The organism is Albibacterium bauzanense, assembly GCF_004339765.1.
In the GTDB taxonomy this organism is placed as follows: Bacteria; Bacteroidota; Bacteroidia; order Sphingobacteriales; family Sphingobacteriaceae; genus Albibacterium; species Albibacterium bauzanense.
The window spans coordinates 214,828-227,069 of the sequence record NZ_SMGO01000003.1; the positions used below are offsets into that span (position 1 = coordinate 214,828).

Annotated in this window: 11 protein-coding genes and 5 tRNA genes; 2 read left to right on the forward strand and 14 right to left on the reverse strand. The window is 35.8% G+C overall.

Going from position 1 to position 12,242, the window contains the following annotated elements:
* Positions 1-16: 16 nt before the first annotated feature.
* From rpoB to C8N28_RS12315, 14 genes are all read right to left on the reverse strand, one after another.
* Positions 17-3,826 carry a DNA-directed RNA polymerase subunit beta gene (rpoB, locus tag C8N28_RS12250; RefSeq protein WP_132225332.1) on the reverse strand — a complete coding sequence of 1,270 codons (3,810 nt, stop codon included), beginning with the start codon at positions 3,824-3,826 and terminating at the stop codon, positions 17-19.
* Positions 3,827-3,988: 162 nt separating this feature from the next.
* Positions 3,989-4,369 (reverse strand): 50S ribosomal protein L7/L12, encoded by a 381-nt coding sequence (gene rplL / locus C8N28_RS12255; RefSeq protein ID WP_132225334.1) that lies wholly within the window; start codon positions 4,367-4,369, stop codon positions 3,989-3,991.
* Between the two features lie 64 nt (positions 4,370-4,433).
* Positions 4,434-4,955: a 50S ribosomal protein L10 gene (gene rplJ, locus C8N28_RS12260; protein ID WP_132225336.1), complete on the reverse strand. Its 522-nt coding sequence runs from the start codon at positions 4,953-4,955 to the stop codon at positions 4,434-4,436.
* A 2-nt stretch (positions 4,956-4,957) separates the two neighbouring features.
* Positions 4,958-5,656 (reverse strand): 50S ribosomal protein L1, encoded by a 699-nt coding sequence (gene rplA, locus C8N28_RS12265; protein WP_132225338.1) that lies wholly within the window; start codon positions 5,654-5,656, stop codon positions 4,958-4,960.
* Between the two features lie 22 nt (positions 5,657-5,678).
* Positions 5,679-6,122, reverse strand: a complete 444-nt coding sequence (gene rplK, locus C8N28_RS12270) for a 50S ribosomal protein L11 (protein ID WP_132225340.1) — start codon at positions 6,120-6,122, stop codon at positions 5,679-5,681.
* Between the two features lie 72 nt (positions 6,123-6,194).
* A complete protein-coding gene (gene nusG / locus C8N28_RS12275) occupies positions 6,195-6,740 on the reverse strand; it encodes a transcription termination/antitermination protein NusG (RefSeq protein ID WP_132225342.1) in 546 nt (181 codons plus the stop codon).
* A gap of 12 nt (positions 6,741-6,752) precedes the next feature.
* A complete protein-coding gene (gene secE / locus C8N28_RS12280) occupies positions 6,753-6,947 on the reverse strand; it encodes a preprotein translocase subunit SecE (RefSeq protein WP_132225344.1) in 195 nt (64 codons plus the stop codon).
* 17 nt (positions 6,948-6,964) lie between these two features.
* Positions 6,965-7,035: transfer RNA gene (locus C8N28_RS12285), tRNA-Trp, on the reverse strand.
* Between the two features lie 74 nt (positions 7,036-7,109).
* Positions 7,110-8,297, reverse strand: coding sequence for an elongation factor Tu (tuf, locus tag C8N28_RS12290; protein ID WP_132225346.1), 1,188 nt, complete (start codon positions 8,295-8,297; stop codon positions 7,110-7,112).
* A 61-nt stretch (positions 8,298-8,358) separates the two neighbouring features.
* Positions 8,359-8,430 (reverse strand) — tRNA-Thr (locus C8N28_RS12295).
* Positions 8,431-8,492: 62 nt separating this feature from the next.
* Positions 8,493-8,565 (reverse strand) — tRNA-Gly (locus C8N28_RS12300).
* 80 nt (positions 8,566-8,645) lie between these two features.
* Positions 8,646-8,726: transfer RNA gene (locus C8N28_RS12305), tRNA-Tyr, on the reverse strand.
* A gap of 41 nt (positions 8,727-8,767) precedes the next feature.
* Positions 8,768-8,840: transfer RNA gene (locus C8N28_RS12310), tRNA-Thr, on the reverse strand.
* Positions 8,841-9,121: 281 nt separating this feature from the next.
* Entirely contained in the window at positions 9,122-10,492 is a 1,371-nt protein-coding gene (locus C8N28_RS12315) for an NfeD family protein (RefSeq protein ID WP_132225348.1), read from the reverse strand.
* Positions 10,493-10,713: 221 nt separating this feature from the next.
* On the opposite strand from C8N28_RS12315, the gene C8N28_RS12320 reads away from it, so the two are divergent.
* On the forward strand, positions 10,714-11,574 hold the full coding sequence (locus tag C8N28_RS12320) for a DPBB and LysM peptidoglycan-binding domain-containing protein (protein WP_132225350.1): 861 nt from the start codon (positions 10,714-10,716) through the stop codon (positions 11,572-11,574).
* Position 11,575: 1 nt separating this feature from the next.
* Positions 11,576-12,220 carry a uridine kinase family protein gene (locus tag C8N28_RS12325; RefSeq protein ID WP_132225352.1) on the forward strand — a complete coding sequence of 215 codons (645 nt, stop codon included), beginning with the start codon at positions 11,576-11,578 and terminating at the stop codon, positions 12,218-12,220.
* Positions 12,221-12,242 lie beyond the last annotated feature (22 nt).

Genomic DNA, 12,242 nt, shown 5'->3' on the forward strand with positions numbered 1-12,242 from the left:
CTCTTTTTTAAGGGTACTAATCTAATGTGATATCTAAACCTAAACCTCTTAATTCATGTACTAATACATTGAATGATTCGGGAACCGATGGAGTTGGTAAGTTGTCGCCTTTTACGATTGCTTCGTAAGTTTTGGCTCTTCCTACAACATCATCTGATTTCACGGTTAAAATTTCTTGTAAAATATTAGCCGCACCAAATGCCTCAAGTGCCCACACCTCCATCTCACCAAATCTCTGACCACCAAATTGTGCTTTACCACCTAAAGGCTGTTGAGTAATAAGTGAATATGGTCCTATAGAACGAGCATGCATTTTGTCGTCTACCATGTGTCCAAGTTTCAACATATAAATAACACCAACTGTAGTTGGTTGGTCAAAACGATCACCTGTTAAACCATCATAAAGATACGTTCTACCTGAAGTAGGAAGTTCAGCTTTATCAATCCATCCTTCAACCTCTTCTGTAGTTGCTCCATCGAAAATAGGCGTTGCAAAATTAACTCCCAATTTTTGACCAGCCCAACCCAGAACAGTTTCATAGATTTGACCAAGGTTCATACGTGATGGTACACCCAGTGGATTCAAAACAATATCAACCGGCGTTCCGTCTTCCAAGAAAGGCATATCCTCGTCACGTACAATACGTGCAACAATACCTTTATTACCATGTCGACCAGCCATCTTATCACCAACCTTAAGCTTACGCTTTTTAGCGATATAAACTTTTGCCATTTGAACAATGCCTGAAGGAAGCTCATCTCCAACACTAATTGCAAACTTATCACGCTTATAAGCACCTAATTCTTCATTAAGTTTGATATTATAGAAATGCAATGTTTGTTTTATAAGCTCATTTTTATCATCGTCTGTAGTCCATTTGGTTGGATTAATATTCGCATAATCTAAATCAGCAAGAATTTTCTGAGTGAATTTAGCTCCTTTAGCGAATAACAATTCTTTATAAACATTGTATATACCTTGAGAGGTTTTACCATTTACAATATTAAAAAGCTTATCAACTAATCTTTCTTTAAGGACTTTAACTGCTTTATTAAAACGGTTATCAAGTTCTTCTAAGGCTGCTTTTTCTTCAGCTTTTGTAGTTTTCTTAGAACGAGAGAACAATTTAGTATCAATAACAACTCCTTGAATCGAAGGAGGTGTTTTTAAAGATGCATCTTTAACATCTCCAGCTTTATCACCAAATATTGCACGTAAAAGCTTTTCTTCTGGTGAAGGATCCGACTCTCCTTTTGGAGTAATTTTTCCAATTAAAATATCGCCATCTTTAACCTCTGCTCCTACACGAATAATTCCATTCTCATCAAGGTCTTTAGTTGCCTCTTCAGAAACGTTTGGAATATCTGGTGTTAATTCTTCTTCTCCACGTTTTGTATCACGAACTTCAAGCTCGAATTGATCAATATGAAGGGAAGTAAAGATATCCTGACTTACAACACGTTCAGAAATTACAATCGCATCCTCAAAGTTATATCCTTGCCAAGGCATGAATGCAACTTTTAGATTACGTCCTAAAGCCAGTTCGCCATTTTGAGTAGCATATCCTTCACAAAGAACTTGTCCTTTTGTAACTTTCTCACCTTTTCTAACGATTGGCTTTAAGTTAATACAAGTACTTTGATTGGTTTTCTTGAACTTAATAAGTCTGTATGTTTTAACATCATCATCAAACGAAACTAATTTTTGATCGTCTGATCTGTTATAGCGAATCTTGATCTCATTTGCATCTACATACTCAACGATACCTTCTCCTTCTGCATTAATAAGCGTACGAGAATCTTTCGCTACTCTGCCCTCTAATCCAGTTCCAACAATTGGAGCTTCCGGACGCAATAAAGGAACAGCTTGACGTTGCATATTTGAACCCATCAAAGCACGGTTGGCATCATCATGCTCCAAGAAAGGAATTAATGACGCAGCAATAGATGTGATTTGATTTGGCGCAATATCCATTAAATCTAATCGCTCTGGTTCAATGATAGGAAAATCTCCTTCATACCTGGCTTTTACACGAGGAGTAATAAAATTACCTTTTTCGTCGTATTCTGCATTCGCTTGAGCAATAGTTTTACCATCTTCATCCTCTGCAGACAAATAAATAACAGGTTCTTCTACAACAACTCTTCCGTCTTTAACTTTACGATATGGTGTTTCAATGAATCCTAAATTATTAATTTTAGCATGTACACAAAGAGAAGAAATCAAACCAATATTTGGTCCCTCTGGTGTTTCAATAGTACATAAGCGTCCATAATGTGTATAGTGAACGTCACGTACCTCGAATCCTGCTCTTTCACGAGATAGACCACCAGGTCCTAATGCTGAAAGTCTACGTTTATGTGTAATCTCGGCCAACGGATTGGTCTGATCCATAAATTGTGACAATTGATTAGTACCAAAGAAAGAATTAATAACAGACGATAAAGTACGTGCATTAATTAAATCTGTTGGAGTAAACACCTCGTTATCACGAATATTCATACGCTCACGAATAGTACGTGCCATCCTTGATAAACCTACACCAAATTGTGCATATAATTGTTCACCAACAGTACGTACTCTACGATTTGATAAATGGTCAATATCATCTACCTCAGCTTTTGAATTGATAAGGTTTATCAGGTATTTCACAATTGCAATAATATCTTGCTTTGTTAAAACCTTAGTCTCGTCAGGAGTATCAAGCTTCAATTTCCGATTAATCCTGTATCGACCAACATCACCTAGATCATAACGTTTGTCTGAAAAGAATAAACGATCGATAATACCACGAGCTGTTTCTTCATCAGGTGGTTCAGCATTACGTAATTGACGATATATATGTTCTACTGCTTCTTTTTCTGAGTTAGAAGTATCTTTTTGTAGAGTATTATAGATAATTGAATAATCAGCATTACTAGCCGCATCATCTTTTGATAAAATGATAGTCTTAGTACCTGAATCAATAATCATATCGATGTGATCGTCTTCCAGAATAGTTTCACGTTCCAGAATAATTTCATTACGATCAATCGATACAACTTCACCTGTATCTTCATCCACAAAATCTTCCACCCATTTTTTAAGAACACGAGCAGCTAATTTTCTTCCTAGTAATTTTTTTAAACCTGACTTACTAACTTTTACCTCATCAGCTAATTCGAATAATTCAAGAATATCTTTATCTGAATCATAACCAATTGCACGAAGTAAAGTAGTAACAGGGAATTTCTTTTTACGATCAATATATGCATACATCACGTTATTAACGTCAGTTGCAAATTCAATCCATGAACCTTTAAAAGGGATAACACGGGCAGAATATAGTTTTGTGCCATTTGTATGACGGCTCTGACCAAAAAATACACCTGGCGATCGATGAAGTTGAGAAACGATAACACGTTCTGCACCGTTGATAACAAATGTTCCTTTCGGAGTCATATAAGGAATAGTTCCTAAATAAACATCCTGAACAATTGTCTCAAAATCTTCATGCTCTTCATCATTACAAGATAAACGAAGTTTTGCTTTTAGCGGAACGCTATAAGTCAAGCCTCGCTCAATACATTCTTGAATATCATAACGTGGCGGATCAATAAAATAATCTAAAAATTCAAGAACAAATATGTTTCTTGAATCGGAAATTGGGAAGTTTTCAGAAAACACTTTGAACAGCCCTTCCTGGTGGCGGTTATCAGAAGTGGTTTCTAGTTGAAAAAACTCCATAAAAGACTGAAGTTGCACGTCCAGAAAATCAGGGTAATCAATAACCTTTTTGCTGGTAGCAAAATTTACTCTTTCGTTACGAATATCTTTATTTGCCAAGGGAATAAGAATTTAGTTTAAATAAACTGCGCGTTAGACTATATTTTTTATCCTAAAAGGAAACTTGCAAAGTCAAAACAAGTAATATTACTTTTTTCTCCAAACAGCAATAGACCCCGGAAGATTACCGGAGTCTAATGCCATAAGTACTATATTAGAGAACTATTTAATCTCAACAGTAGCTCCTGCTTCTTCTAGTTGTTTTTTCAAAGCATCAGCTTCATCTTTAGCAACACCTTCTTTTACTGGTTTAGGTGCACCATCAACTAATTCTTTAGCTTCTTTAAGTCCAAGACCAGTTAAGTCTTTTACTAATTTAACAACTGCTAATTTCGAACCACCAGCTTCTTTCAAAATAACATCAAAAGATGTTTTTTCTTCAGCTGCGGCAGCGTCACCACCACCTGCTGCAGGTCCTGCAACTGCTACTGCAGCAGCAGCAGGTTCAATACCGTATTCGTCTTTTAAAATTTGAGCTAACTCGTTAACTTCTTTTACTGTTAAGTTTACCAATTGTTCAGCAAACGATTTTAAATCTGCCATTTTATTTAAATTTTTTAATGTGCTTTATAATAAATAATAATTTCTCGAACCTTATAGGTGTCCGTTAACCTTCTCTTTCTTGTAAAGTTTTAACAATACCTGCAAGTTTGTTTCCGCCAGATTGTAAAGCAGAAATAACATTTTTAGCAGGAGACTGTAGTAATCCGATAATATCACCAACAAGTTCTTCTTTCGATTTCAAGCTTGCTAATAAATCAATTTTATCGTCACCAATAAACACTGCACTATCAATATAAGCGCCTTTTAAAATAGGCTTAGGGCCTGTTTTTCTAAGGTCTTTTATTAATTTAGCAGGTGCATTGCCGATTGAAGAAAACAATAGAGTAGATGATCCTTTTAAAACATCATTAAACTCTTCTGAATCTACACCAGCTAATTCCATTGCTTTTCGAATTAAGGTATTCTTAGCTACTTGCATTGAAATACCACTTTCGAAACATTTGCGACGGATGTCGGTTACTTTTACTACAGTTAAATCAGCAGTATCGGCAATATAAAAATTACCATTGGTCTTAATCTGATCTACTAAAGCTTCTACAATTTCTTGTTTTTCTTCTTTTCTCATGATTAGATTCCTGCTACTGATTTAGTTTCAACTTGTATACTTGGACTCATTGTTGATGAGACGTGTATACTTTTAAAGTAAGTTCCTTTAGCTGCAGAAGGTTTTAATTTAGAAATGGTTTGAAGAATTTCTAACGCATTTTCATAAATCTTATCTGCAGGGAAAGACACCTTACCTATTGAAGCATGAATGATTCCGGTTTTATCAACTTTGAAGTCAATTTTACCACCTTTTACATCAGTTACAGCTTTACCAACTTCTTGGGTTACTGTACCTGACTTAGGGTTTGGCATCAAGTTACGAGGGCCTAAAATACGACCTAATTTCCCAACTTTTGCCATAACACTAGGCATTGTAATAATGATATCAACGTCTGTCCATCCTCCTTCAATCTTGCTGATGTACTCATCTAAGCCAACATAGTCTGCACCGGCTGCTTTAGCTTCTTCTTCCTTATCAGGAGTACAAAGTACTAAAACACGTACGGTTTTACCAGTTCCATGAGGCAAAGTCGAAATACCACGAACCATTTGATTTGCTTTACGAGGATCAACGCCCAAACGAACGTCAATATCTACGGAAGCATCAAACTTAGTAGTGGTAATATCTTTTACTAAAGCCGAAGCTTCTTGTAACGAATATACTTTACCAGCTTCAATTTTGGTAAGTGCCGTTTTCTGATTTTTTGTTAATCTAGCCACTTTTTAAATTGATTTCTGTTAATTAATTGTTCCAGGGTGCATCTCCACTCACGGTGATACCCATACTACGTGCTGTACCAGCAACCATTCTCATGGCTGAATCAACAGTAAACGCATTTAAATCTGTCATCTTATCCTTTGCAATGGTTTCTACTTGTTCCCAAGAAACAGAACCTACCTTTTTACGGTTTGGCTCTCCAGAGCCTCCTTTTAATCCAGTCGCTTCAATTAATTGAATTGCAACAGGAGGAGTTTTAATGATAAAATCAAAGGATTTATCGGCGTAAACAGTGATGACAACAGGTAATACTTTACCAGGTTTATCCTGGGTGCGTGCATTAAACTGTTTGCAAAATTCCATGATGTTCACCCCTTTTGCACCTAATGCAGGTCCAACTGGAGGCGACGGGTTGGCAGCACCACCCTTCACTTGCAATTTTACTAAAGCACTGACTTGTTTTGCCATTTTTGATTTTAATTTAATTACTAAATGTTTGTTAGTAAGTTGGAAGCATATAACGTAACATTTACTTGTACTCTATTCTTTTTCTACTTGCATGTAGTTTAATTCAAGAGGTGTTTTTCTACCGAAGACCTTAACCATAACTTTAAGTTTTTTCTTGTCTTCATTTACCTCTTCAATCTCACCAGTAAAACCATTGAATGGACCATCAACAACTTTAACTGATTCTCCTACGAAGTAAGGAACATTGATGACTTCTGCTTGTTCAGACATTTCATCTACTTTCCCCAATATACGATTTACTTCTGCTGAACGAAGAGGGATTGCATTTCCTTCTTTATCACCTAAAAATCCAATTACACTATTAATTCCTTTAATAAGGTGTTCAATTTCACTATTAAGTGCAACTTCAATTAACACATAACCTGGATAAAAGTTTCGTTCTTTAGCAATTTTTTTTCCATCTCTCATTTGATAATACTTTTCCATAGGTATTAAAACCTGTGGAACCAAATGAGTTATACCCAAGCGATTAATTTCAGCTTCGATATATTGCTTCACCTTCTTCTCCTTACCACTTACGGCACGTACTACATACCACTTTAGTTTTTGATCTGCCATTAGTTATAATTTCTAGCCTACTGACTGATAAAACAATTTCAAAATAGAACTTGAAGACTCATCCATTGCTAAAATAATCAATGCTATAATTAACGAGGCAATCAGTACTACTACAGCAGAATTTTGCAATTCTCCCCAAGTAGGCCAAGTAACCTTATGGATCATCTCGTTATAAGATTCTTTAAAAAACTCAAGTACACTAGCCATAAAATATATACATTTTGCACGGGCACAAGGATTCGAACCCTGATCAAAGGTTTTGGAGACCTCTATTCTACCATTGAACTATGCCCGTAGTAACTTATAATAAAGTACCCTTGCTAATAAGCCGGGTACTTTATTGTTATTAATGTTTTACAGATTATAATCTTAAGCTGTAATTTCTGTTACTTGTCCAGCACCTACAGTTCTACCACCTTCACGGATAGCGAAACGAAGTCCTTTTTCCATTGCAATAGCGTTAATCAATTTAACATTGATAGTAACGTTATCACCTGGCATAACCATTTCAACACCTTCTTGCAAAGTAATTTCTCCGGTTACATCTGTTGTACGGAAATAAAACTGAGGACGGTATTTATTAAAGAATGGCGTATGACGACCACCTTCTGCTTTAGATAATACATAAACTTCAGCTTTGAAATCTGTATGAGGAGTTACTGAACCTGGTTTGCAAATAACCATACCACGACGGATATCAGTTTTTTCAATACCACGTAACAATAAACCTACGTTATCTCCAGCTTCACCTCTATCTAATATTTTACGGAACATCTCAACACCTGTTACTACAGATTTCAAGTTTTCAGCACCCATACCTAAGATATCAACTGTTTCACCAGAGTTGATAATACCTCTTTCAATACGACCAGTAGCTACAGTACCACGACCTGTGATCGAAAATACATCTTCTACTGGCATTAAGAAAGGAAGATCAGTTAAACGTGCAGGAATTGGAATGAAATCATCCACAGCTTGCATCAATTCTAACATTTTCTCAACCCACTGAGGCTCTCCGTTCAATGCACCTAATGCAGATCCACGAATTACAGGAACATCATCTCCTGGGTATTCGTAGAATGATAATAATTCACGAATTTCCATCTCAACTAGGTCTAACAACTCAGGGTCGTCAACTAAGTCAGTTTTATTCATAAAAACAACCAATGCAGGTACACCAACTTGACGAGCTAACAAGATGTGCTCACGAGTTTGAGGCATAGGTCCGTCAGTTGCTGCAACAACTATAATTGCACCGTCCATCTGAGCAGCTCCAGTAACCATGTTTTTTACATAGTCAGCGTGTCCCGGACAATCAACGTGTGCGTAATGACGCCCTGCAGTTGAATATTCAACGTGTGATGTATTAATAGTAATACCACGTTCTTTTTCTTCTGGAGCAGAGTCAATTGAATCAAATGAACGTGCTTCCGAATAACCAGCATCAGCTAGAACTTTAGTAATAGCTGCTGTTGTAGTAGTTTTACCGTGGTCAACGTGACCAATTGTACCAATGTTTAAGTGTGGTTTACTGCGGTCAAATTTCTCTTTTGCCATGTTGTATGCGAATTAGTAGATAAGTTAATTTTTTATTTTGGTTTCATTATTTACGCTTACGAGCCAATGATGGGACTTGAACCCATGACCTCTTCCTTACCAAGGAAGTGCTCTACCACTGAGCTACATCGGCTTGTTTGAAACACTAAAAAGTTAAGACCTCAATATCAAGGAATTAACTTTTTAATTTTCAAGAGCGGAAGACGAGGTTCGAACTCGCGACCTATAGCTTGGAAGGCTATCGCTCTACCAACTGAGCTACTTCCGCTTGTTTTAGTTTTATTTTGATTCGACAACCCCAAACATTTAAGGGATCGAATAAGACCCAACGTAGTCTCAATTTCATTGTGGGGGGAGAAGGATTCGAACCTTCGAAACCGAAGTAACGGATTTACAGTCCGTCCCATTTGACCGCTCTGGAACCCCCCCAACACTTAATTTCAAAAAAGCCCAATCGGCTTTTTAACGTGAGCCCCCTGCCGGGATCGAACCAGCGACCTACTGATTACAAGTCAGTTGCTCTACCAGCTGAGCTAAGGAGGCAATTTCAACCTAAAAGATTTATTTAGTGTCTATAATAGACCTTTTCCTTTAGGGACTGCAAAGATATACAAAGTTGTAATAAATCAAAAGAAAATTAAAACAATATTTTCTTTCTTATCACCCTTTCCCCTCTTTTCAGGCCACAAAGAAAGAAAAAATAAATCATTAAATTCTAACAATTTTTCAATTTCTTGATAAAAGTTCAAGCCAAAAATTGTTAGAGTTTAACAACTTGTTAACTCTTAATAAATTAGGTTTAGAATTAAAGAGAAGATTTAGCTTTATACCTCAAACTTTTGCCTGACAAATAGGTTATAATTCTCATGTTTCTCTACTGTCACCATCGTTCCTTTGATGATATAACCTCCTAAAGCTACTGCATCATACCATTTACCATCTATTTCTACTTTACCAGATGGCCGCAGATCAGTTCGTGCTATACCTTCTTTATCAATCAATGAAAAATCTACCACAGAAGAAACATAACCTTTTGATGAGTTTTGCTCATCTTCTAAAACTAGTCTCTTAAAGGTCCTGCTTTTTATAATACTTCTGCCAAAAATAACCGCCAAGACAATAGCTCCAACAATCGAAATAATTACCAACATAAATGATCTAAATAATAAGTTTGGCCCTGTTAATGAAAAATCAAAAACATCATTCGGTACCATACTGAAAGCAAAACTACAAATGACAAATGCAATTCCGGCAATACCTGCAATTCCAAACCCTGGTATGACAAATATTTCTAAAACTAACAATATGAGACCAATAATAAACAATAAAATCTCCCAGTTTGCTGCAAACCCCTCAATATATAATGGAGTAAAATAAAGCAAGCCAGAAAGTAACGCTACAATAAATGGGAGGCCAATTCCAGGAGAAGACATTTCAAAATAAATCCCTCCCATAATCAGAACAATTAAAAAACCTTGCACTGCAGGGTTAGTTAAAAAACCAATAACTGAATCAACCCAGGTAATTTGATGATCAATCAGAACTGCATTTCCTAAACCTTCAGCATCTAATATCTCATTGATGCTATTAACCTCGCCATCCGTAATACCCGCTTTAAGTGCTTCACCAGAAGTAAGACTAAGCAACTTACCTTTTTCCTTTAGACCAGGCACATCTACATCCGGATCAACAAATGCTTCTGCAATTCTCGGATCTCGATTAGTAGCTTCTGCCGTCGCCCGCATTAAAGCACGCATATAAGATTGATATTTCTCTGGCATAATCTCCCCTTCCCCATCAACTACACTTGCCGCACCTATACTAGACCCCCTGGTCATATAAATCTTATCACATGCTAAAGAAATCAAGGTTCCTGCTGAAGCAGCGTTGTGATTAATATAAACGATTGTTTTTATTGGAGAGTCCAATATTCTACTGCGAATAGAATCGGCAAAATTAATTAGGCCTCCAAATGTATTCATCTCAATAAGAATAGCATCTACATTCTCTGCTTCTGCCTTTAAATAAGCCTGCTGGGTAGTTCTCCATGCCGATGCATTAATCTCTTCACGTATAGAAAAACGATATACAGAAGCTTGTTCCTCTTGAGCTATACTTCTTTCAGTAAAAATAAATATAAAAGAAACCACACCTAAAAGCAATAAACAAAACCTTTTTAGTGTTTTAGAATTCATAAAGTATAGTTTTAATTATTAATTTTACCAATTGTAAATTGATAATTTGATTATAAATATACGTCAAATCATGCGTTATAATACATCATCGATCAATTCTTTTTAAACTAAAATAGGAACACAGCAGATTCTTAATAATTATTAGAAACGACTAAATACAAAAACAATATTTAAGACGTTCTTAATGCATATATAATCTGATTCACAACACGAAATATAAAATGAATATTAAATATATCAGTAAAGGGTTTATATTGGTTTTGTTTTTAATATTTGCTAAAACCTTGCAAGCTTCTTCCTTGGCCATTGATTCAATTGGAGTGGAAAACAATAATGGAAAACAAGTCATATTACATCGTGTAGAAGCCAAAGAAAGTTACTACTCTATTTCTCGAAAATATTCGGTTCAACCCAAGGATATTATCGCATTCAACAATAACAAATCACTCAAAATTGGTGATCTGATAAAAATACCAACTAACCGTGCTTTCGCTACCGCTACTCCAACGCCGGCTCCAACACAAAACACCGAATCAACTAACCAAAACAACATTCAATATAAGGTAGGTGCAGGAGAAACGTTATACACAATTTCTAAAAGATTCCAGGTTTCAATTGCTGAAATAGTTAAAGAGAACAAACTAAAGAATGAGCAGGATATAAAAGCCGGGCAAACAATCAATATACCACAAGGAGCTCCAGATCCTGTAATTGCAGAAACACCTGATGAAATTGAGGATACCGAAATTATTGAAGAGCCTTCAGCTTCACTTCCACTCCCTTCTAGTCGTTATGGACTAAGACAGGTAGATGAAAAAGGTATAGGCGTCTGGATGGATGGATTGAATGCCGATGAAGGAAATATGTTGGCACTTCATAAAACGGCACCAGTCGGTACGGTAGTCAAAATAACCAACCCCATGACACATAAAACTACCTTCGCAAAAGTTGTAGGTAAATACACTGATAATAACAATACGCGTGATGCAGTAATAGTTATATCGAAATCAACTGCCGATCTATTAGGAATACTCGATAAGCGCTTTCTTATAGATATCAGCTACGGCGTACCAGCAAATTAAAATGACAAAGCAATCTAACCAAAAACCCTATATAATAGGGGTTGCGGGTAATAGCGGGTCAGGAAAAACCTTTTTCCTGAATTGCTTTTTAAAACACTTTAAACCTGGAGAGATATCTTTAATATCTCTAGACAATTATTATATTCCAGCTGGCACCAAAACAAAAGAGGAAAATAAACGATATAATTTCGACTTACCTTCTGCATTTGACAAGGACGCTTTTTATAATGATATTAAGTCATTAATAGAATGGAAGACAATCACAAAAGAAGAATATACCTTTAATAACCCATTATTGAAACCAAGAGTTCTCGAAATTAAACCTTCACCAATACTTATAATTGAAGGTTTATTCATTTTCTATTATAAAGAAATCAATACATTAATAGATCATCGTATCTTTATGCATACAGATGAGAAAACTGCTTTAGCAAGGCGATTAAAAAGGGATTTTACTGAAAGAGGATATAACGAAGAAGACGTTCTATATAAATGGAATAACCATGTCATTCCTGCGTATCATCAATATCTGCTTCCTTTTAAAGAAAGCTGTAATCAAATTATAAATAACAGTATTGAAAATGAGAAAGACATTGATACTATCAGCAAAGATATTTCTGCTTATTTGAGACAAGCATTCTTTTAAAAAACAATCTAATATTTATGCT